General features: G+C 45.9%; 23 protein-coding genes, 1 tRNA gene and 2 pseudogenes. 11 read left to right on the plus strand and 15 right to left on the minus strand.

All coding sequences use genetic code 11. The features are described from left to right. Window positions 1–116: 116 nt before the first annotated feature. From QUB20_RS23960 to QUB20_RS24005, 10 genes are all read right to left on the minus strand, one after another. Window positions 117–2246 (minus strand): glycosyltransferase, encoded by a 2130-nt coding sequence (locus QUB20_RS23960; RefSeq protein ID WP_333249995.1) that lies wholly within the window; start codon window positions 2244–2246, stop codon window positions 117–119. Window positions 2247–2477: 231 nt separating this feature from the next. Further along, window positions 2478–3011: a hypothetical protein gene (locus QUB20_RS23965; RefSeq protein ID WP_333240928.1), complete on the minus strand. Its 534-nt coding sequence runs from the start codon at window positions 3009–3011 to the stop codon at window positions 2478–2480. 304 nt (window positions 3012–3315) lie between these two features. Further along, window positions 3316–4386 (minus strand): glucose-1-phosphate thymidylyltransferase, encoded by a 1071-nt coding sequence (locus tag QUB20_RS23970; protein WP_333240924.1) that lies wholly within the window; start codon window positions 4384–4386, stop codon window positions 3316–3318. Window positions 4387–5065: 679 nt separating this feature from the next. Continuing rightward, window positions 5066–5776 (minus strand): M15 family metallopeptidase, encoded by a 711-nt coding sequence (locus tag QUB20_RS23975; RefSeq protein ID WP_333240920.1) that lies wholly within the window; start codon window positions 5774–5776, stop codon window positions 5066–5068. Window positions 5777–5821: 45 nt separating this feature from the next. Further along, window positions 5822–6046 (minus strand): DUF433 domain-containing protein, encoded by a 225-nt coding sequence (locus QUB20_RS23980; RefSeq protein ID WP_333057949.1) that lies wholly within the window; start codon window positions 6044–6046, stop codon window positions 5822–5824. A gap of 124 nt (window positions 6047–6170) precedes the next feature. Continuing rightward, window positions 6171–6833, minus strand: coding sequence for a class I SAM-dependent methyltransferase (locus QUB20_RS23985; protein ID WP_333240915.1), 663 nt, complete (start codon window positions 6831–6833; stop codon window positions 6171–6173). Window positions 6834–6952: 119 nt separating this feature from the next. After that, on the minus strand, window positions 6953–7264 hold the full coding sequence (locus tag QUB20_RS23990) for a hypothetical protein (protein WP_333291699.1): 312 nt from the start codon (window positions 7262–7264) through the stop codon (window positions 6953–6955). Between the two features lie 307 nt (window positions 7265–7571). Then, window positions 7572–7769 carry a hypothetical protein gene (locus QUB20_RS23995; RefSeq protein WP_333057953.1) on the minus strand — a complete coding sequence of 66 codons (198 nt, stop codon included), beginning with the start codon at window positions 7767–7769 and terminating at the stop codon, window positions 7572–7574. A 26-nt stretch (window positions 7770–7795) separates the two neighbouring features. After that, entirely contained in the window at window positions 7796–7963 is a 168-nt protein-coding gene (locus QUB20_RS24000; protein ID WP_445299427.1) for a hypothetical protein, read from the minus strand. Window positions 7964–8203: 240 nt separating this feature from the next. Next, a complete protein-coding gene (locus QUB20_RS24005) occupies window positions 8204–8650 on the minus strand; it encodes a type II toxin-antitoxin system HicB family antitoxin (RefSeq protein ID WP_333249999.1) in 447 nt (148 codons plus the stop codon). 238 nt (window positions 8651–8888) lie between these two features. On the opposite strand from QUB20_RS24005, the gene rpmH reads away from it, so the two are divergent. The 7 genes from rpmH to QUB20_RS24040 all read left to right on the plus strand — a co-directional run bounded on the left by rpmH (window position 8889) and on the right by QUB20_RS24040 (window position 13909). Further along, window positions 8889–9026, plus strand: coding sequence for a 50S ribosomal protein L34 (gene rpmH / locus QUB20_RS24010; RefSeq protein ID WP_006632320.1), 138 nt, complete (start codon window positions 8889–8891; stop codon window positions 9024–9026). Window positions 9027–9068: 42 nt separating this feature from the next. Next, window positions 9069–9473, plus strand: a complete 405-nt coding sequence (gene rnpA / locus QUB20_RS24015) for a ribonuclease P protein component (RefSeq protein ID WP_333057956.1) — start codon at window positions 9069–9071, stop codon at window positions 9471–9473. Further along, on the plus strand, window positions 9445–9837 hold the full coding sequence (locus tag QUB20_RS24020) for a PH domain-containing protein (RefSeq protein ID WP_333057957.1): 393 nt from the start codon (window positions 9445–9447) through the stop codon (window positions 9835–9837). The genes rnpA and QUB20_RS24020 overlap by 29 nt, the downstream gene beginning before the upstream one ends. Window positions 9838–10041: 204 nt before the next feature. Continuing rightward, window positions 10042–11190: a membrane protein insertase YidC gene (yidC, locus tag QUB20_RS24025; RefSeq protein WP_333240900.1), complete on the plus strand. Its 1149-nt coding sequence runs from the start codon at window positions 10042–10044 to the stop codon at window positions 11188–11190. 11 nt (window positions 11191–11201) lie between these two features. Then, window positions 11202–11675 (plus strand): R3H domain-containing nucleic acid-binding protein, encoded by a 474-nt coding sequence (locus QUB20_RS24030; RefSeq protein ID WP_333039170.1) that lies wholly within the window; start codon window positions 11202–11204, stop codon window positions 11673–11675. Between the two features lie 97 nt (window positions 11676–11772). Beyond that, a complete protein-coding gene (locus QUB20_RS24035; protein ID WP_333057959.1) occupies window positions 11773–12285 on the plus strand; it encodes a YceD family protein in 513 nt (170 codons plus the stop codon). A 115-nt stretch (window positions 12286–12400) separates the two neighbouring features. Then, on the plus strand, window positions 12401–13909 hold the full coding sequence (locus QUB20_RS24040) for an AAA family ATPase (protein WP_333250001.1): 1509 nt from the start codon (window positions 12401–12403) through the stop codon (window positions 13907–13909). A 70-nt stretch (window positions 13910–13979) separates the two neighbouring features. Here QUB20_RS24040 and QUB20_RS24045 read toward each other — a convergent pair whose 3' ends face one another. Further along, window positions 13980–14102: a hypothetical protein gene (locus tag QUB20_RS24045; RefSeq protein WP_333250003.1), complete on the minus strand. Its 123-nt coding sequence runs from the start codon at window positions 14100–14102 to the stop codon at window positions 13980–13982. A 10-nt stretch (window positions 14103–14112) separates the two neighbouring features. Between QUB20_RS24045 and QUB20_RS24050 the strand changes: the two genes are divergently transcribed. The 3 genes from QUB20_RS24050 to QUB20_RS24060 all read left to right on the plus strand — a co-directional run bounded on the left by QUB20_RS24050 (window position 14113) and on the right by QUB20_RS24060 (window position 17459). Continuing rightward, a complete protein-coding gene (locus QUB20_RS24050) occupies window positions 14113–14574 on the plus strand; it encodes an SH3 domain-containing protein (protein WP_333057961.1) in 462 nt (153 codons plus the stop codon). A gap of 458 nt (window positions 14575–15032) precedes the next feature. Next, window positions 15033–15209 carry a hypothetical protein gene (locus QUB20_RS24055; RefSeq protein WP_293253839.1) on the plus strand — a complete coding sequence of 59 codons (177 nt, stop codon included), beginning with the start codon at window positions 15033–15035 and terminating at the stop codon, window positions 15207–15209. A 657-nt stretch (window positions 15210–15866) separates the two neighbouring features. Next, on the plus strand, window positions 15867–17459 hold the full coding sequence (locus QUB20_RS24060) for a peptidoglycan-binding protein (RefSeq protein ID WP_333250005.1): 1593 nt from the start codon (window positions 15867–15869) through the stop codon (window positions 17457–17459). Window positions 17460–17633: 174 nt separating this feature from the next. Here the strand turns inward: QUB20_RS24060 and QUB20_RS24065 are convergent, their stop codons facing one another. From QUB20_RS24065 to lipA, 3 genes and pseudogenes are all read right to left on the minus strand, one after another. Next, entirely contained in the window at window positions 17634–18161 is a 528-nt protein-coding gene (locus QUB20_RS24065; protein ID WP_006632310.1) for a transcriptional repressor, read from the minus strand. 366 nt (window positions 18162–18527) lie between these two features. Further along, the gene (gene sigC / locus QUB20_RS24070; protein ID WP_333231458.1) at window positions 18528–19793 is read right to left on the minus strand and encodes an RNA polymerase sigma factor SigC; all 1266 of its coding nucleotides are present in this window, start codon (window positions 19791–19793) and stop codon (window positions 18528–18530) included. Window positions 19794–20663: 870 nt separating this feature from the next. After that, window positions 20664–21539, minus strand: a pseudogene (gene lipA / locus QUB20_RS24075) (lipoyl synthase); the annotation flags it as partial. Window positions 21540–21630: 91 nt separating this feature from the next. Here lipA and QUB20_RS24080 point away from each other — a divergent pair. Beyond that, window positions 21631–21704: transfer RNA gene (locus tag QUB20_RS24080), tRNA-Pro, on the plus strand. Window positions 21705–21782: 78 nt separating this feature from the next. Here the strand turns inward: QUB20_RS24080 and QUB20_RS24085 are convergent. Then, window positions 21783–21963, minus strand: a pseudogene (locus QUB20_RS24085) (flagellar alpha dynein); the annotation flags it as partial.

The following is a 21963-nucleotide window of genomic DNA, read 5'->3' on the forward strand; positions in this document are numbered from 1 at the left end:
CTGAGTCTTTTGGGTTTGAGCTAGTTGCTAAAACTCCACAGTTAGATTGAGTTTCTTAGGAGGACTTTAGCTTTGAGCCAGGGGTTTTAACCCCTGGTGGACTGTGTAATTAGCCTTTAAGTTCGATCGAGCATTTGAGCTATATCGGCAGGATTTGGCAGCCGAATTGTAGCATACTCTTGGTGAATAACATCAAAAAAACTATTGACTTTTTTCTCAAAATGTGCAAGTCTAAAGTTCTGACTGCGTTGCTGTGCACCAGCTTGAAGTTCTGCTAGCAAATCAGGATTAACAATTAGTTGATGTGAATGCTGGCACAGTTCCTCAACGGTATTGAACAAAAAGCCCGATCGCCCATGTTCGACAATTTCCGGTTGGCCGCCACCGTTGAAAACAATCGGAGCACAATAGTTGTGCATTGCTTCCACAGTCGCCATCCCGAAATGCTCAAATCTTTGAGGATTGACTTCACCCAAACCGCAGCCGTGCCAAAATATACTTGCTCTAGCATAAAGTGATTTTACCTCATCAAAGTCAGCATTGACTTTTAGCTCGATCGCCCTTGAATCTTGCTTCAATAAATTCTGAACAGTCTTTAAATAAGGATTTTTCGGAATGCTGCTACCAACTAAAATTAGTCGCCATCCTTGAAAATCTTCGGGATAATCCGCTAGCAAACTGCGGAAAGCTTTAATTAGTTCAATTTGCTTTTTTGTTCCCCCAGCTTCAAACTGTCCCACAGCCAAAATTATTTTTTCTTTCGGCACTTTAACTGTTGCCATTTCCACGGGCGGATAAAGCAGAAAAGTTGGCTGTAGGTTCCAGCGTTTTTCCAACCACTTGACGGTAAATTGACTGTTGACAATAATGAAAGTGTAATCATCGACAGCAAAGTGACGGTTGCGGAAGGTATTGGGAAAGTGGCAGAAAAATACTGAGATCGGCGACAGTGGTTTTACTTTTTCCAGTTGGTTCGCATTGATAAAAATATCGTAGTTTTTGCTTTCTCTGGCAATTTCATCAAAGGGATTTTCCATATCTTCCACGATGATGCTGGAATCGATGCACTGCATTCCGCGTTTATCGTAAAACGCCAAGGGCATAATTTTAATTTTGCATCCTGAAAGGTTGAGTCCGTACCACGATTCTAAGTCGGAAACAGCAACTGGTTTGTTGGCGATAAAAGTAATGTCAAATTCATTTTGCAGCAGCGAGGCGAGGGTAGCGACGTATTTTTGACCGCCGCCGATAAAATGCAGTCCGTGATCGTAAATGGCGATCGACATTTTGCGATCGCCCCGAACCACCTGCAATCGAGATAAAATGCGATCGATCTTCAGGCGACTGTAAATCACCGCCAACTTTTCCGACAACTGTGGTAATACAGTTTCGATGATTTCTGGTTTCTGATAATCAAGCAGTTTTTTAATCGCGACAAATAAACTCTCGAACAGCAAATCGTACTGCTTGTTAGTAAAAAAATCAGAAGTATGAATTCCTTTGACTAATTGCAACGGTTCATGTTTTGCCAAATACAAAAACCGATTGCGGTTGCAGAAATACTCGGTAAGTTTGCTGCCTTTACTCGAACCCCGATATTCGTGATGGGCGATGGCGGCGGGAGTATAAAGCATTTTCCAACCGCGTTTGTGGCAGCGTTTTGCAAACTCTACATCCTCAAAATACATCACAAAATCTTCATCTATAGGCCCCACATCTTCCAGACATTTCCTGCGGAAAAGCACCGCCGCCCAACAAAGCCCTTCGACTTCCCGTTCTGTATCGTACTGTCCCGAATCTTTTTCGCCAAAGCCGACATCTTGCCAATAAAAGTTAGGTAATTGCTGAATACCAGCGCTGTTAATTCGCCCGTCTTTAAACAACAATTTGCCGCTAGTCGCACCTACTTCTTTATTAGTTTCTAGCCGTTTTACAAGAATCTCTAACCAGCGACTGTCAAGGGTAGCATCGTTATTTAGAAACCCGATATATTGCCCTTTTGCTTCGCTGATGCCGAGGTTGAGGGCTTTCGCAAAGTTGTTGGCAGTATTGACAAAAATCCGAACTTTGGGAAATAGTTCGCCCAGGAAATTAACGGAATCGTCTTGAGAACAATTATCAATTACAATTAAATCGAGTTGCGATTCGGGATACGCAAGTTTTTGTAGAGATTTTAAGCAATCTTTCGTGTGGCGCAGACCGTTATAGTTGACTATAATTAACGAGCATATGGGCAGTGCAGTCATTCGATTTTAGATTTTAGATTTTAGATTTTAGATTGAGGAATTGAAGGATTGAAGGATTGAAGAACTTTCGATTTGGGATTGAATCATTGAAAATTTGAAGGATTTAGGATTTTAGATTGAGGAATTGAATAATTTTCGATTTTTGATTGAAGCATTGAAGCATTGAAGCATTGCTCTCGCGAATAAATCTGGGGCCTTGTGACCAAATTATTTTGGGTCATCTTTGATGCTTTATTTTTGTCGATCGAGCAATTGAGCGGTAATCTTCTCTAAAATAGCAGTATGTTGCTGCTGCACTGCTTTAATTTGCTCTATTTCAGACTGAAAAGTTGCGATCGCTCTTTGTTGAGTCTCAAGCTGTGCTGTAACTTCGGGATATTCGCTGCTGAATTCCGATTCAATTTTTTCAAAGATAGTTTGTTGATTTTCTTGCAATTTTTGCAATTGTGTGCTTAATGTATGCACGACCCGCGTATTAGCAAAATTGTAAATTACTTGTCGTTCGAGTACCGGTCTGAGCAATTTTCGGACTATTTTCCTAACGACGATGACTGCGGAACCGAGTCGCCTTTGGTAAGAGGTAATGGGGATATTATAAATGTCGAAACCTGCTTTTAAAAGGGCGATATCTTCGTCATCTTCATTTTGGGCGATCGCACTATTTTCTGTTCCCAACAGCGACAGCTCAGCAATACCAATTCGCGGCTCCAAAGTTTGCCGCAATTTATGTATTATCTGTTGAGTTGGTATTTCTTCGTACTCCAAACTTTCCTCTCCTTTAGATAACTTACTATGACTTATTATGGAACAGGAATCTTTGCTGTTTCCATCATTGTAACTAATTGTGGAACAGGCCGGAAAGCCTGTTCAAGGGCGGGCAGGATGCCCAACCCCTACTCCCCACAAAAAAATTCCTCTCTTGTTAAATCAGGATTATTGCTTCCGATATTGGCAATATCTCAATTTAAGCTATAGCAATCCTAAATCATTTGTGAATTTCTTACTCCCTCCCCGAACCCGCGGGGAGGGTTGGGGTGGGGTAAAAAGTTTACGACTCCTGCAAGGATTGCTATAACTCAATTTGACTGTCATCACCAATCATAAACCGCAGAGCTTTTGGACGAGCCGGTGCATTGGTGAGTTGAGCTCGCTGCCCGATCACGCTGTCAACAATTCGCTGGTGAATGCCAACTATTTTCGCCCCTTGCAATATTACACTGTGTTCGATATCAGCATCAATCATCGTCACGCGATCGGCAATACTGCTGTAAGGCCCGATAAAGCAATTTTCAATGCGGCAATTTTCCCCAATTACCACTGGCCCGCGAACTGTAGAATTAATGATTTCCGTTCCTTCTCCTATTTGCACTCGCCCGATAATTTGACTTTTCGCATCTACTTTTAATTCAGTTGAAGCTACGATACAGCTATCTAAAATGATTTGGTTTGCACTCAGCAAATCGTCTTTTTTCCCCGTATCCAGCCACCAACCCTCTAAATTGCAGGCTTCTACGTGTTTTTCCTGATTGATGAGCTGTTGAATGGCATCGGTAATTTCGAGTTCACCCCGGGGCGAAGGTTGAATTTGATCGATCGCCTCGTGGATAGTAGGAGCAAAAAAGTAAATCCCCACCAGTGCTAAATTGGACGGCGGAACCTTGGGCTTTTCTACTAACTGCAAAACTCGGCCTTTCTCATCAACTTTTGCCACACCGAAAGCAGAGGGATTGGAAACGGGACGCAGCATAATCAGAGCGTCTAGTTTCTGCGTGTTAAAAATCTCTAAAAACGGATCTAACTGATTCTGAATTAAGTTATCTCCCAAATACATAATAAATGGAGAATCGCCCAAAAACGGTCTGGCAACTTTTACCGCGTGAGCGAGCCCTGCCGGCTCTGCTTGCAAGATATAAGTAATTTTCGCACCGAAGCGAGATCCATCTCCTGTTTTCGTCTTCACCTCTTCCCCGGTTTCGGGACTAATAATAATCCCAATATCCGTAATCCCAGCCGCCACAATTCCTTCAATTCCGTACCACAGGATCGGCTTATTTGCTACAGGAACCAACTGCTTAGCACCCGTATAGGTGAGGGGACGCAAGCGTGTTCCTTTGCCGCCAGAGAGGATGAGTGCTTTCATCAGAAAAATGGGTAGAAACCCCGTCCTTTTAGGACGGCTTTACAATTGAATGGGGGGGGAGGATTAGTCCCCCGTTAAGCTTGCTACCGCCTTGGAACTACTAAATGCCGTGTACTTTTGTGCTGTACTTTCGTCGGGACAATTGCCGGCTGACACTGTTTGTCCTGTACGCATAGCAAGTGGCGGTAAGCCCGTGTGTATATCTCCCTTCGCTACTGACTATTCGAGAGGTTACAGACTAGGGAAGCATCCAGTAACGTCGTTCGGTGTACCACCACCAGATAGTTCAGTTTGGGTTCTTGACCCGCAAGCTAGACACTGTTTTAGTCTCAGATTTAAAAGGTGGTGAGCCTTTCTCTTCTTTGCCCCATGCCTTTAGGCTGGGGTTGGTGACTGGGTGAACTCTGAGTTATCCTTTAGGGTTTGCAGTGCTTGCTTGATTTGCCTGCACTTGTTCGCTCTCGTTGATTTTAAACCACCGCTACCCCGCTGGCAATAGTTGCCGTGTCTTCTGATACAAATGATTTATTTTGCTCAAACTTTTATAGTCCAGGACGCATAGAGTGTCAAAAACCGGGTTTCTTGCGGCAGGAAGCAGCTAAAAGTTGAGGTTTTTTGTCAACAAACCCGGTTTCTCAAGGTCGCGAGTGCGCCAGTTCAGATTTAATTGCGTACCCTTTTAATAGCGACCGTATCGGGCCATCAATTGACTACCACTATTGTTTTGATTTGTCAACCAAGCCCACATCTGATCGCCCAGACAAAAATGCCACCATTCGTTAGGATGCTGCTGAAAACCCGCAGCTATCATCGCATCTTTTAATATTTTCCTGCGACGGTGATATTCCTGTTTTTTCGGCTCCTTACTATTACAGAAATAATCTGGATAAGAACGTTCTGATATTTCATCAATCGGAGAACCCATATCAATTTGCCGATTGTTTTCATCCACTAAAGTTATATCTAAAGCTGCACCTGTACTGTGAGGGGGCGGCGTTGCGCGATCGAGGCTGGGTAGTGCCCAAAATTGATATACGTGTTCTATAATCACTTGGCGTTTGTCTTCGGAAACCGGAAATTCACAGCCTTGAGCTAGGGCAATTTGATTAAAAGTATAATCTACCATAAATTGCTGGACTTCCACCGGTCGATAAGCATCAAATATCAGAATTTTCCAATTTTGATAATTTTGCTGTAGCTGGGTTTGAGCGGCGATTAAACTATCTACAACTCCTTGCCGCAAATAGTAAGGCGAATCTGCTTTGCTATTGTGATAGGGAGCACCCAACTTTTGATAAGGGTGCGGCATTTCAAAGACAAAATGTTCTGTTGGAATAGGGACTAAAGGTTCGCCACATTCGTCGATCGCTATTTGCTGGTATGGTTTCATATCAAGGTGTTACCCTACTTTATGATTACTGATGAACTACAATACTCAGTATATGCTTTTCACTTGAGTCAGCCGCGCGGCAAATAGCAAAGCAGCTAGAATATCCTCATGTTCTAAATCGTCATAGTCATCTACAATTTCTTTAGCATTCATACGAGAACTGAGTAATTCAAGAATTAACTCTACTGGATATCGGAGACCGCGAATACAGGGTTTTCCGTGACAGATATTTGGATCGAGTGTGATGCGCTGCAAAAGTTCGTTTTCCATATTTTAGGAGCACATATTAAATATATCCTAACCTAAAGAGCGTAGCTTTGGATCGGTTTGTAGTAAGGACTTTAGTGCTTTCAATCTTCACCTAAAGTCCTAAAGTCCTTACAGCCAAAAAATCCTAACTTTGGCGGTAAGCAACTACCGCATAAAATGGATCGCCGCTTGGTATTCGCAGCATTTGCATAAAACTCGGCAAGTTAGGCTTGCGAACAATTACTTCCGGCTTACTAAATCCAGGTATATTTGCTCCTTTGACAGAATCAAAGTAACCCTTGACTAATTCTACCCGATCGCCCTCGGAACCTTCCCGCCAAGCCGCGATCGCCTTTTGATAAAACATCCGGTTAGAAAAGCTAAAAATTGCTACTCCACCAGGCTTCAATATCCGGTGAATTTCGGCAAAAACCGCATCTGGCTGCTGCAAATACTGTACCGAAACGCAGTTGACAACCGCGTCAAACTCTGCATCCGGCAGTGGCAATTTGGGATTTGCGTTCAAATTCTGCACGAAATAATGATTCAGTCTGCGATTTTTTGCCAACTCTTCTTCATTCATGCCGTGCCCTTCAACATGGGCAAATTGCATCTCGTCGGGCAAGTGAGAAACCCAACTGCTCATCATATCAAAAATCCGAGTATTCGGTTTCAGCCGTTCCCGATACAAATCGGTTAGTTGCTGAATGAATCCATCGTCTACGTGCGTTACAAACCGAGGATAGGAGTAGAACAAATTGTCGTCGGTGTCATCTAACTTGGTGCGCTGATTTCCTTGGAGTGGCATAACGTGCGATGTGCGATCGTAACTTTACTCTTCTTATTTTACTAATAATTAAGAAATGTAAACAGATTCCGCAGGATGGACTTCCGGCACTCGCCTACTCCAATTTTAAATCATCCCCTTCAGAGTCTACTCAGTATTTCTCTTATGCAGGACTCTGCTTCAGCCAGCTTGTCACCACAGATTCCGGCTCGTCTATCCGTTGATGCAGGACTAACAATAGCTGACCAAGCTGCTTCAAAATAAGGCATGAGCTTGCTCTTTATAGACGGATCGATCGACTGATCTTTTTTTAAATCATCACGCAGGCTAGACACTGCCCATTTGGCATCACTCATCATTGTTGTTTCGTAGGCTTCCAACACCTCGGATCTGGCTTCGCTTAATTGCTGAAGGATTTGATGCAATTTTTTTCTTTGCTCTTCGCACATCACATTCATCACTCCTTGAGAGACTAACTTATAGGAATAGAACAAATTATCGTCGGTATCCTCTAACTTGGTGTGCTGATTTCCTGGGAGTAGGATAACGTGCGATCGTAACTTTACTCTTCTTATTTTAGAAACACTTAAGAATTGTAAATAGGTTTGGCGAACATTTAGTCACCCGGACGATCATGCTGACCAAGAATTTCTTGATGGTACAAGCCCCCGGATTTATCCGTGGAATCAATCCAAAATCTAAAATCTAAAATCCTCAAGCCCCCGAATTTATCCGTGGGGTCAATCCAAAATCTAAAATCTAAAATCTAAAATCGAATGACTGCGCCTTAGCTGCGGCGATCTGATGTTTTCGGTTAAGGGCGATCGATCGCCCTTGCAATATCATCCGTGTATCCGTGCTATCGGTGTCGTGCTGTTGTTCTATTTTCTCTCTTTTGCGCTGGCGGCCGATCGAACTTTTTTCAACAACTACATCATGCTCGATCGCACATTCCAATCATTGCACTGACCAGTCTTCAAACCTCAATCCAGGGATTCTTTCAAAATCTCGACGATTCCGGGTAAGTAGAATACCGCTTTTTGCAAGTGCGATCGCGGCAATCCGTAAATCTTGCGTGCCAACGCGGATGTTTTGCCGCAAAAATTCCCTATAATAATTTTCAGCATCTCGATCGAAGTCAAGCAATTCAAATTCGGTCAGATAGTTGATGGTTTTTCGCAGACTTGCATAAGCTGATATTATTTCCTCCCCTGATGTCGCTCGTCTGATACGGTTAAGTCATCCATACATTTGCTCTTCAAATGTAACGATCGTAATGGCAATATCTTTTGGATTAACTGCCCTGACACGCTGCACTATTTGTGGATTCCCCTGCCCAAAAAGTGTGGCATGGTCTGTATCAAATATCCACAAAGTCACTTAGCTGTTTCCTACACCTCAATTTTATTGGTGGCTTCTGCCTCATCGAGTCGATCGTAATATTCTGCCATTTGTGCATTCCTGTCGCGGCGCAGTTCTGCAATATCTTCTAACATCTCATCAAAGTGCGGATCGTTTTTAAATGCTCCTGCCCACTTCATCAGAGGATTTTCCGCTTGGGGAATGTCTACTGTCAGAGAGACTATTTCGACTTTTTTTAGACGCTCGGTCAACAATCGGTGCAAAATTTTTAAAGCTTCTTCTTTAGTAGATCCTGAGCTTCTGCACTCTGGCAATTCCCAAACTATTGCGCTGTAGAGGTCTTCATCGTGCTTTTCAATTAGAACTTGATAAGTTAATTGGGTTAAAGGATTCGGAGTAGGGGTTAATACTGTGGCATTCATCTGTTTTTTCTGGTTGGTTATATTTGGCATTTTAACCCATTGTTTTTCAAACATCCAATTAATTCTTTTCGCAAGGCTTTCAATAGATGTCAGCGGTTCAGAAGGCCACCGCACTTAAAGCCTGCGGGATTTTAGCCTTTACCAATCATTCAAGGCTGCGATCGCAACTGCACTCTTACTCTGATTACATCTCAACCGTGAAAAATATAATTGCCAAGAAAACCCTTCTATGGTATACTAGAAGATTGTGAATATTAATCAAAAGTAAAGTAACAAGCCGGGAGAAATCAAAATGACACAGCAAACCCTGCACGGAACCAGCCGCAAAAGAAAAAGAACATCCGGTTTTCGCGCCAGAATGCGTACCGCAACCGGTCGATTGGTAATCAAAGCTCGCCGCAGCAAAGGTCGCCACCGCCTCGCAGTCTAGCACTGCATCAAGGTTGAGAGGCCTCAACGATCGCCCTACGCCATGTTGCCCGATACAAACCGACTTAAGCACCGAAAAGACTTCAGCGCCGTATACCGCAAGGGAATGCGCCGTAACTCGGCCCATTTCAGCTTAAAAGCTCTGCGTAAACCAAAAAGCGCCGACTTTGCGAAACCGACAGCCGAAAAATCCTTGCAGCCAACTCGCACAGGCATTTCCATCAGCCTGAAAGTCAGCAAACGCGCTGTAGTCCGCAACCGGATTAAGCGTCAGATTCGGGCAGCTTTGCGACAGCTATTGCCCCGATTAAAATTCGGGTGGGATTTAGTAATTGTCGTGCGTCCGATCGCACAAGAGTGCAATTATGCAGAAATTCTGCAAGAATTAGAGCAGTTGTTGGTAGAAGCCGAGGTACTAGATGGGAATTCGAGAGGAAGTATATTATGAAGGCGGCCCCGCGCCCGGAGACTTGATCCTCAATTTACTCCTGGGGCTGACTGTGGTGGGAATCCCCCTAGCAGTAGGAGCAATTGTCCGGGCTCTGTGGCTGCGGTATCGGATCACGAGCCGCCGAGTGTCCGTAACTAGCGGTTGGATGGGGGGCGAACAGACAGACGTTATCTACTCAGATATAGTCAAAATCGTCACAGTACCTCGCGGTTTCGGGACTTACGGAGACATGGTGCTCACCATGAAAAATGGCAGCCGCTTGGAACTCAGAGCTATGCCGAAATTTCGAGCAATGTATGACTACATTAACGAAAAACTGCCCGCAGCCGCTCAAAAAGCAAACGCGGCCCAAGCTAAATAACCGAACCGCTTTCACCCTGATTAGAGGCCCAATTCAGTGCGAGTATTGGCAAACTCATTAAAACAAACCCGCAGACCGGGCGGTCGATCGACGGGCAATGTCCTAAGATAGAGACAAAACCCTAAAAATTGAGGCGGCTCGCCTTCAGCGGGTAAAAATAGTTCTCAACAGCAAACATAGAGCACCTAAATTAACTCAAAGCGAATGGATTTCGGTATCTCGTTTCTCTCCAACAACCTCATGCTTCCGATCCTAGATTTTTTCTACGGGATCGTGCCAAGCTACGGTTTAGCGATCGTAGCTCTGACGCTCGTGATTCGCTTTGCTCTTTATCCTCTCAACGCAGGCTCTCTTCGCAATATGCGGCGCATGAAAGTAGCGCAGCCATTGATGAAAGAGCGAGTAGATCAAATTCAAAAACTCTATAAAGACAATCCTGCCAAACAGCAGGAGGAAATGAGCAAAGTATACAAAGAATTTGGTAATCCTCTAGCAGGATGCTTCCCCTTAGTGCTGCAAATGCCAGTGCTGTTTGCACTGTTTGCAACGCTCAGGGGTTCGCCGTTTTCTGACATAAATTACAGCGTTAACGTTCAAGTTTTGCCCAAAGAACAAATCGAAACTGTTCAACCGCAAGCTTTTGCTACACCGCCCCAAAATATTTACGTCACAGGTACTTTTCATGCTCCAGTTGTGGGGGTAATTCCAGGGGGCGACAAAATCGCAGTCGGCGACACAACAAAGATAAATTTTCAAACCCCAGAGGGCAAACCTCTAAAAGTTTTAGCTGCAGAAAATAAGAGCGAAATCGACTTTGAACCCGGCTGGAAAGTCATCAAAGGCGAAGAAGTGGTCAAGGTAGATGAACAGGGCAACATCACAGCCTTAGCGCCCGGTGAAGCCACAGTTCAAGGCACAATCCCCGGATTGGCTAGTAACAAAGGATTCCTGTTTATTGAAGCTCTAGGCCGCGTTGGCGCGATCGACTCAGACGGTACACTCCACTGGGATATTTTGGTGATGATCCTGGGCTTCGGCATCAGTTTGTACATCAACCAAACCCTTTCAGGACAAGCACAAGGGCCAAACGACAACCCCCAACAGGCTACAGTTAACAAACTGACGCCAGTCATATTTTCAGGGATGTTTTTGTTCTTCCCGCTGCCCGCCGGCGTGTTGATGTATATGCTGATTGCTAACATCTTCCAAACAGTTCAATCGTTTATTTTGTCGCGAGAACCGCTGCCCGAAAACCTCCAAAAAATAGTGGACGAAGCAGAGGCGAAAACCCAAAAAGAACAAGGATTAGATGCACTTCCCTTTGAGCCCAAGCGTTCTAAGAAAAAGGCTTGATTTTAACAACAATGAAAGACTCTCAAATGCAGCGCGGACAGGCATGGTTAGAAGAATTGCTACAACTGTCCGCAATTCCTTCAAAAGTGGTATGCGAACAACAAAAAGATTGCTATTGGATGACAATAGATGAAAGCAATCTGACTCCCGAACAAGTTGCAATCTTAGTCGGGCCAAACGGTAATGTAATAGATGCCATTCAGTACCTCTGTAACACGGTTCAGAATATAGGTCAGGAAGTAGAGGAGTCAATTCCTTATACAGTTGAACTAAATGGCTATCGCATCCGCCGCCAAGAAGAATTGCGATCGATGGCAGAGTACGCAGCAGATCAAGCCCGATCGACGGGAGTTGAAGTTGAAATAAAATCGCTGTCTTCGGCAGAACGCCGTCAAGTCCACAGCTTTTTGAGCGAATGTGAGGATATAGAAACTTACAGTCAAGGACAAGAACCCGATCGGCGTTTGGTAGTGCGGCTGCGCTGACGCTAAAGAAGGAAGAAGGAAGAAGGAAGAAGGAAGAAGTTAAAAATTAACTATTCCTTTTGACCTTTGAATTCAAGAAGTAGGAAGGCAAAAGATTATGGAGACAATTTATATCCCTCATCTCCTCACAAAAAGTGAGCGGAAAGAGGTCATTGATTTTGAAGAATTTATCCCCGATTTAGAAACTCTTACTCCGGTGCGAGGACGACTGCAAGTGACTCACCAAGGGAATTATCTTGAGGTGAAGGCGAAAGCAGAAACAATAGTTACTCTCACCTGCCACAGATGCTTGAAACAATACAATCATCGTTTGGCACTCAACTCATCGGAACTAATCTGGCTCGAAGAAACAGCAAATCAAACAGATTCCAGTTCAGCAGAAATAGAAGTGGCTTTAGAAGATTTGGTGGAAAATTTGTCCCCAGGTGGCTATTTCTCTCCGGGCGATTGGGTGTACGAGCAAATGTGTTTGGAACTGCCGCACAAACAGATATGCGATATTGAATGTCCGGGAATTTCTTTAACTGATGATGCCAATACAGAAAGCACCGAAACAGTCTCAGACAGTCGCTGGGCGTCTCTGGAAGCACTTAAACGGCAATTGCCTTAGTCAGTTGGCAGTGGGCAGTTGGCAGTGGGCAGTTGGCATTAGCTAATAAGAAATAAGAAATAAGAAATAAGAAATAACCACTGACAACTAACAACTAACCACTGACAACTGACTAATGACTATTTTTAGCGACGAGTTTGAACTACTCCTGCGATCGCGCTACCCCCTAATTTACATTCCCACACGGGAAGAAGAGCGCGTAGAAGCCGCGATCGCCCAAAGTGCCAAAAAACAAGGTTCTCGCGCCGTCTACATCTGGGATTTTGTTGATGGCTACCAAGGCAATCCCAACGATACAGGTTTTGGCAAGCGCAACCCGCTGCAAGCTTTGGAATTTCTAGAAAAATTACCCGCCACCGCGCCGGCAATTTTTATTCTGCGCGACTTTCAGCGGTTTTTGGAAGATGTCTCGATTTCCCGCAAGCTGCGGAATTTGGCGAGACTCCTCAAATCAGTACCCAAAAATATTGTCATCATATCTCCTATAGTTTCGATCCCCGAAGACCTCAGCGAAGTGATGACTGTTTTGGAGTTTCCCCTGCCTGCGGCGGCGGAAATCAAAATTGAGGTAGAAAGGCTATTAGGGGCTACCGGACAAGCCATTGAAGGGCGTTTGCTGGACGAAATAGTGCGCTGCTGTCAAGGGCTGTCGATCGAACGAATCCGTCGAGTTTTGGCCAAGGCGATCGCCACCAGAGGCGAACTCCATTCCGACGACGCGGAACTGATTTTAGAAGAAAAGCGCCAAACAATTCGCCAAACTCAAATTCTGGATTTTTACCCAGCCCGCGAAAATATTTCCGATATCGGCGGTTTGGACAATCTCAAAGAATGGCTGCTGCGACGTGGCGGTGCTTTTACCGATCGAGCTCGCCAATACGGTTTGCCGCATCCCAGAGGTTTGTTGTTAGTCGGAATTCAAGGAACCGGAAAATCCTTAACAGCAAAGGCGATCGCCCACCACTGGCATTTGCCTTTGCTGCGCTTGGATGTCGGGCGCTTGTTTGCCGGATTAGTCGGAGAATCGGAATCCCGCACCAGACAAATGATTCAGCTAGCGGAAGCTTTGGCCCCCTGCGTGCTGTGGATTGACGAGATTGACAAAGCTTTTGCGGGATTAGACGGTAAAGGGGATTCCGGCACAACCAGCCGGGTGTTCGGGACATTTATTACTTGGTTGGCAGAAAAAACTTCGCCGGTGTTTGTGGTAGCAACAGCCAACAACATCCAGTCTTTGCCGCCGGAAATGCTGAGAAAAGGCAGGTTTGACGAAATATTTTTTGTGGGTTTGCCCAGCCAGGAGGAACGGCGGGCGATTTTTGAGGTACATTTGTTGCGGTTGCGATCGCACAGCATCAAAAATTACGATGTAGAGCGCTTGGCTTACGAAACTCCCGATTTTTCAGGGGCCGAAATCGAGCAAACTTTGATTGAAGCAATGCACATTGGGTTTAGCCAAAATCGAGACTTTACCACTGATGATATTTTAGAATCAGCTAGTCAGATGGTGCCCTTAGCCAGAACGGCTCAAGAACAAATCCAGTTTCTCCAAGATTGGGCTGCTGCTGGGAAAGCTCGCCTTGCTTCTAGATACGGCAGTCTGAGCCGCCGGATTCAGGGTTAACCTTTTGAAGTCAGTAGTCAGTTGTCAGTCGCCAGTTGTCAAATTTTACTCAACATTCAGCATTCAACACTCAACAGTCAACCTTCTTCCCTCTCCCCTCTTCCCTCTTCCTTCTTCCTTCTTCCTTCTTCCTTCTTCCCTCTTCCTTCTTCCTTCTTCCTTCTTCCTTCTTCCTTCTTCCCTCTTCCTTCATTTGCGGTTTTATGAACACTGTATATAGCGTTTTCAAATTTTTAGTGGGTTTTCTGCTCGCGATCGTCCTGATGGCAGGTGCTAGCGTGGCTGCTGCACTTTACTTTGCCGCTAAGCTAACTACTATCCCCGAAAAACCTGTTTTTTCCAACGACAAAACACCAGCTCAGGTTGCGGGCGCGGCGCCGAAGTCAACAGCCCAGGCTAGCCCTGTTTCTACATCTAGCGATGCCCCGTCTCCCAAACCGCTGGAACCGGGAGCTTACCGCGCGATGGTGACTCAGCCGATCGGCTTAATTCTCCGCGATACTGGTAGCCGAGACTCGAACCGCATTGGCGGTGTTGCTTACAAGGAAAGAGTCGTAGTTTTGGAAGAGTCGCCCGACAAAGAGTGGCAGCGAATTCGCATTGAGGATGGCAATCGCGAAGGTTGGGTCAAAGGTGGCAATACTGAAAGAATTGAGGGCGAATAAAACTTAGATAGTAATGAGACAAAAAATATACTCATCTCATTGTGAGGGCAGCGAACCAATCGCAGTGTGAAAATTGTTCACCAACGCCGGGTTTTTTCCTGTGTATTGTTGCCAATAGCGAGATACACATTTATCACAAAAAGTCAAGTTAAATTTATTTTCGATATTTGAGATTGCAGTTTGATGCGCTGAGACTGCGGGTGCGATCGCCCCTGCAACATCCTGAATTTGACATAAAAGCCCAGCAGACAAAAGGTTTCAAGAGATCAAAGTCAACATAAAAACTTGAAAAAACATAATTTTAACTTATGTAATTCAGGAGAGTATGTTAAGAAAATTAGCAAAATTTTAAGGTTAGTTGCAAAACCCAGGCTGTTGTCACCGCTGAACAGGTAAGAGTGGTAGCTTGGATTACAAGATGTAAGTTTTCTGCTATTGAGCTAGCAACAATAAAAAATATGTACGACAAACGTCCCGATCGAGATTTGGCGACTGCTGCTGTTACTGCGGCTTTGGGAGCTGGGGTCGTTACCTCTTTTGCCGTGAGCAGAGGCCAAAACCCGCTGGTAGCCCTCGCAATTACTGTTTTTGCAGCGGGAGTAGCTGTAATTTGCGATCGGTTCGGCTTAATTTAAGCGAGCGTCGATTTTTTAATACACAGTCAACTTACGAGATGTTACACCATTCTCAATAAGCTTTTTATGAACAGGCAAGAAGCCTATTCCACAAGAAAATTCACTCTTTGTGGAACAGGCATCTTGCCTGTTCTTAAGAATGATGCAAGATGTGAGCTTATCAAAAAATCCCCGTTCTATTTGCAACTAGCAAAAGTGGGGATTTTTAGTGGCTAGTTTTTTCGTTAATCAGCGGTACTTTCCCAGACGCACTCGCCACATGAAGAAGCCGCGTTTCTTAACAAAAAACCTGCGATTTCAGGCTCTTTACCCGACAACAAATTAAGGTGAGGACAACCTGCGCCCAAGTCTTGTGGGAATTTCTGCGGCAGCCAGATAAAATATTAGCCAGCACTACCCCAGAACTTAATTGTCTTTTGACCTTAAAGGCTAAGACTATGCCTGCAAACTTTTTTGCTGAGTCTCGCGTCTCTAGAAGCAGCAATGCTATCTTGGTTGTTACCTGTAATTATTTTTGACAGTAAATTTTTTAGAAAAACGGGTGCTTCGCGCTTTCCCAGTAGAACTTAGCGTTGATAGAATCCAAGCCAAGCGTGCTAAAAATGATTTTTGGCAGTTTGCTCACACAACCCACCCACAATTTCACACTAAAAAATTATGGAATCTCTTGCTTACCTCGAACTTGCTCTTGTTTGCGAAGCACCCGCCGAGTCGAAAATTTTTGATGAGCCCAAGTGGCAAAATCTATCGAGTCAGAGTTACGTCCGTTTGCTGTCTCTGGCTTTGATGCTGTCGGTTTTGAGTGCAGCCGGTTCGGCTTTTGCTCAAATAGATCCGGGATATCCAAATTTGCGCTCTGTTCAAGACAGGTTGCGGGAACTCGGTTATTTTCCCAGATCATCGACAGGTCAACTCGGCCCGGTAACAAAACAGGCGCTGACTAACTTTCAGCGAGACTATCAACTGTCGCTGACTGGTAGGCCCGATCGAGCTACTGTGATCGCACTCAACAGTTTTGCCGGGGATGACGATCGACCTTTTAATACCTCTTTGACAACATACTATACAAATTATCGGGAGCTGCGTTTTGGAGACGCGGGTGCAGGTGTTTCGGCACTCCAGCGCAGGTTGAAGCAGCTAGGCTACTTCAGCGCCCATCCCACAGGGAGTTTTCGCGAAGTTACTCAAAATGCGGTTAGATACTTCCAGCGAATTAATCGACTGCGGGTGACTGGAATTGCCGATAGGCAAACTTTAGCTTTGCTGTTTGGTTCCACCCGGCCGATTCCCCCCGTTACTCTTCCGGGGGATATTTCGGGAAATGGCGGTTGCAAGGGGCTGCGGTTCGGGGACAGAGGGGCGACGGTAGACTTGATCCAGCGGCAATTAAAAGCTTTGGGCTATTTTGAAGGCGGCGTTGACGGCAAGTTTCGCGAACGCACTCTCTACGCTGTGACTCGTTTTCAGCAAGATTACAATCTCGTTTCTGACGGCTGCGCTGACACTGCTACTTTGACTGCTATAGATGCCCAGATGAGGCAAGCTCAAATTACCTCATGGACTGAGGAAGATGATCAACAGAGTAATGCCGGAGATTTTCTGGAGTTGGGCGACAGAGGCCGAGAAGTAGAATTTGTCCAGCGGCGGCTGCAAGAATTGGGTTATTACAGGAGCCAGATTCACGGTTGGTTCGATCGACCAACTCAAGCAGCTTTGATCCGCTTTCAGAGAGATAGCGGGATGTTCGGGACTGGAAGAGTCGATCGCAGCACTCGATCGGCTTTGCGGCAAGGCAACAGGCAGGCCTCCGCGCCTGTGCCGCAAATTGCCGCTGGTTTGCGACGGGGCGATACTGGGCCTGCTGTCCGACAACTTCAGTCTGCGCTCAGAAGTCTGGGCAAAAACCCCGGCCCGGTGAACGGAGTATTTGGAGCCGAAACCGAGTTTGCCGTGCTGTCGTTTCAGCAGGAACGCAATTTGTCACCGGCGACGGGTATTGCCACTCCGGCGACTTGGGCTGCGATCCAAAATGGATTAGCTGGGCGGGTAGCTGTTCCTGCTGTTCCAATTAGCAGCAGTTTCAACTCTCGTCGATCGAGCATTCAGCAATTACAAAGGCGGCTGCAAGACCTCGGCTTTTACACAGGCTCGATCAGCGGAGTTTTTGATACTCCCACGAGAGACGCCCTCGATCGAGCTCAGCGCAGTTACGGGGTCAGCAGCGACGATTTGTTGAGCCAAACTTTTTAGCCCCAGCCTTGCGGCTACATCAAGGAAATCGGGTTTCTGCTTTCCGACTCATTCCTGAAATGATGTATTTTTCCTAAGAAACCCGGTTTCCGCGTAACTGCGATCGCACTTGGGCTACCGATTTTTGTTAAAACTTGTAACAAGCCGTACTTAAAATGCGAAAATAGTGTACCGTCACTCGATTGAATCCGGGGCGCTGCTGCCGTTTTGGGCGATCGACCTCGGACAAGACCAATTGCTGGAAACCAAAGACGGCCATCCCATCCGCAAAGCTTCGTGGCACACCGTATGAATGGTTAGCTGGCAGTCTAGCAGGTGCAACCCGGACTTTTCAGCTTGCTTCATGCCAATTTTCAAAATCGAATCGTTGTTAAATTCGATCGTTCTGTTGCACTGAACGCAGACTAGGTGGTGGTGGTGATGCGGGTAAGGCTGGTTTATTTCATAGTGTTTGTGACCTTCTGCTAGTTCGAGTTCGCGGAGGAGGCTCATCCTTGCCATTAACTTTAAAGTTCGGTAAATGGTGGACAAGCTAATGTTTTCGCCGCGATTTTTTAACAAAGTGTACAAATCCTCCGCACTCAGGTGATTGCCTTTGGGGAGGTTCTGAAACACGTGCAAGATGGTTTCCCGTTGGGGAGTCATCCGCCAGCCTTTGTCATTGAGTTCGGATTTGAATGAGGACGCGGTATAAAGTGCCATTGTGACCCTCTCAAGAAAGTCTGCCTATTGACAATAATACACAACGATCGAGATATTTTGCAAATATCGCAGCTTATTGAAAAAAGATTGAGGAAAAAATTTGGTTTTTGATATTGTTTGACTTTTAACCAGCTTTATGACTGAAATCATCCAGGATACAAGCCCCCGAATTTATCTGTGGGGTGAATGCTTCAATTCTAAAATCTAAAATCTAAAATCTAAAATCTAAAATCGATTGACTTGCTGCAGAGGACAGAGAAGTTGTTGAGAAGTAAATATTTTTACTTCTGCCGAATGCCTCATGCCTTCTGCACAAGTGCCGAATGCCTTGCTCCCTGATTAATCGCGCTGACTGACCGCCCAAATTTAAGTTAGAGACTCCAGATAGTCGCGGACGCGGTTGCGACGCTTAGGTTGGCGGAGTTTTTGCAAAGCTTTGGCTTCAATTTGGCGGACGCGCTCGCGGGACAAGTCGAGGGCACGACCGATTTCTGCCAGCGAGTAGGGGTGTCCGTCACCCAAACCAAAGCGCATCAAAATTACATCTCGCTCGCGACTGGTCAAATCTGCCAGCAGTTGCTGCAAGTCGCGGTGCAAAGCTTCTCGCATCAGCATTTCTTCTGGGGAGATGCTGTCGGTTTCGAGCAAGTCGCCCAACTCTGTATCTTTTTCGTTGCCCACTTTGGTTTCCAAAGAAACAGAACGGGGAACTCGCAGCAAAACTTCTCGGACTTGGGGCGCTGTCATGTCCAACTCGACGGCGATGTCTTCGATCGTAGCTGTCCGACCTTTTTCTTGAGAAATTTTGCGCTGGGCTTTTTTGATTTTGTTAAGTTTTTCGGTGATGTGGACGGGGAGGCGAATGGTGCGGCTTTGAGTGGCGATCGCCCGCGTAATTCCCTGCCGAATCCACCAGTAGGCATAGGTGCTAAACCGATAGCCTCGCGTCGGGTCAAACTTTTCTACAGCTCGCTCCAGTCCGAGAGTACCTTCTTGTATTAAGTCGAGCAGTTCTAAACCGCGATTTTGATATTTTTTCGCCACCGAAACCACCAGGCGCAGGTTCGCCTTAATCATGTGGTCTTTAGCTTCGACGCCTTCAGCTTGAACTCTTTCGATCGTCTCAACCGTCATCTCGGCTAACTCGGCCCACTGGCGCTTGCCTTCGGCCATAATTCGCTTGAGTTCTGGCACGTCACCGACGCCGGCAGTTAATGCCCAGCGTTCCAAGGAAGGTTTGTGTCCCAACTGTGCGGACAAGCGATCGCGCACTTCAATTAAATGCACGAAACGCGCAATTAGCCCTTCTTCCTGGGAGGCGACGGTGTTGCGTAATTCCAGCAATTTGATATAGCGCTGAACTTTTTGAGCTTCCGAGACTTCTTCGTCTCTACCCAAGAGACGAACCCGACCTATTTCTTGGAGGTACAGGCGCACTAAATCTGTAGTGCGACGGTTGGCATTTTTTTGCAATTTGGCTGCTGGGTCTGCATCTTCTGTCTCTGCTGGGTCTTGGTCGAGCAGTTCGTCTCCAGCTTCTTCAACATCTTCATCCAACACATCACCTGGCAAGGGATTGACTCGCAGTTGTTCGTCGAATTCAGCTTCAGCGTAAAAAGAGGTGGCTGGCATAGTGATTTTCTCAGTGGCTCCGGTGAAAAGATGCTACGCTTGGCGGTTATTTATAATTAAGATGCCCACTTGGTTAAGACGAAGCATCACCGCTTTGTGTTTCTTTAGTAACTTTCCTGACTTTTCTGCTGTTGGAGAGATCGAACTTTTGCTGCCCCACTTGTTTTACCAAGATTCTGGAAAACGCTAAGAACTTTCTGATGTAACAGGTTGAAGGCCCGAAAAGTGTGCTTTACTTCTTTGTTTATGTAGCTAGTATAGATAGTGACTCGCTATAAACAAGTGACGTTAGTCAGAAGTTAAGTTAATCTTCATCACCGATTACCTGGTTCCCGATCACTTCGGAAAATTCGCCATTTTTTTAATAAAACTTTATATAACTCCGCGCTGTTGATTAAATACGCTGCCGTGAGCGCAGAAGTTTAATCCATTATAGAATATGGGTTTCAGAGTTGCTAGAGTCCCCAGTACCGAGTTATTGGCTGACGCAAAAACCGGGTTTCTCGATGTCTTTTGCGTAAGTCATGAGTTTGAGGGGGCGATCGACCGATAATTGTTTTGCTATGGGCTGCGGCTTCGGGCTTAACATCAGGCCGAGAACCCCAGCATCAGAAACGGGGTCTTTTGCACCATGCCGTCACAGAAAGCGCAGGTTTTTCGTTGCTGTTGACTCGATCGGGTCTTAAAGTCCTGGACGCATGGGTGCGTCGAAACCGGGTTTTTAACCAAAATACTTGATTAAAGCCCTAAATCTCGGTTAAAAAACCCGGTTTCTTTGTGGGCGAGTGGCTCAATCCTATCTTACTGAGAATGGTGCGATCCTCTTCGAGGGCTTCGCTAACGGGCGCGAGTCAACTCAAATTACAATTGCTAGCGTGGGTAAAGTTTCATCAGTTCCCTCACCTGTTCGGCGTGATAGGAACTGCGAGTTAAGGGAGAAGCGACAACTTGCAAGAATCCCAAAGATTCGCCAAACTTTCTCCAAGCATCAAACTGTTCTGGAGGCACAAAGTTTTCGACGTTCAAGTGCTTTTGAGTCGGTTGCAGGTACTGTCCAACTGTTAAAATATCGCAGCCCACAGCCCGTAAGTCCTGCATCGCCTCCCGAATTTCGGCGTCTGTTTCTCCGAGTCCCACCATGATGCCGGATTTGGTGTAAACCCCAGGTGCGAGTTGGCGGCTTCGCTGCAATAGTTCCAAGGTGCGATCGTACTTTCCTTGCGGCCGCACCTTGCGGTAAAGTCGCTTTACGGTTTCGGTATTGTGGTTGAGTACCTCTGGCCGGGCTGCGAGAATGATTTCTAAAGCTTGCCAGTTGCCGCACAAGTCGGGAATCAAAACTTCTATAGTTGTATCGGGCATCGCCGATCGCACTGCTTGAATGCACTCGACAAACACAGACGCGCCCCCATCCGGCAAATCGTCCCGGTTGACAGAGGTAATCACGACGTGGTTGAGTTTGAGCCGCTGCACTGCTTGGGCCAATCTTTGGGGTTCTGTGGGATCTAAAGGTTGGGGCTTTTTCTCAAAATCGATGTCGCAGTAAGGACAGGCGCGGGTACAAGCCGGGCCCATAATCAAAAATGTCGCAGTACCTGCGTTGAAGCATTCGCCGATGTTCGGACACGAAGCCTCCTCGCAAACCGTATTCAGGGATAAATCCCGCAAAATTTCTTTGACGTTGCCGACGCGCTCCCACTGGGGGGCTTTAACTCGCAACCACTGGGGCTTAACTGTCACGTCTGTCTCCGCCTGAGTAGTGTTTTACAAATAATTATATACGAGGTTGCTAAATTTTTACTTGAATGTGATAAGCTTAAAATCTAGTGACTAATTTCGGGATGTAGCGCAGCTTGGTAGCGCACCTCGTTCGGGACGAGGGGGTCGCAGGTTCAAATCCTGTCATCCCGATTGCTTTTAACTCTTCACGGGTAACGGGTTTCAGATTTATTACCTTCTTGGACATTTGACTTTCCGCTCATCTTTCGCTCAGTCCGACTCTTCTAAGTAGCTGAGTATCTCCAACAGTGCCTCCATGTCAGCCAAGTCTGCCCTCGACTTTTTGCGCCGCGCTTTCAACTGGTTGAGCAAGTCGGCCGGCTCTGGGAAATCGGGAAAATTTTTCCTGGCTGCATCATTTTTTGATTTTTGTCTCAGGTCGGAGAGTTCT

The sequence above is a fragment of the Microcoleus sp. B4-C2 genome, from assembly GCF_036705265.1.
In the GTDB taxonomy this organism is placed as follows: Bacteria; Cyanobacteriota; Cyanobacteriia; order Cyanobacteriales; family Microcoleaceae; genus Microcoleus.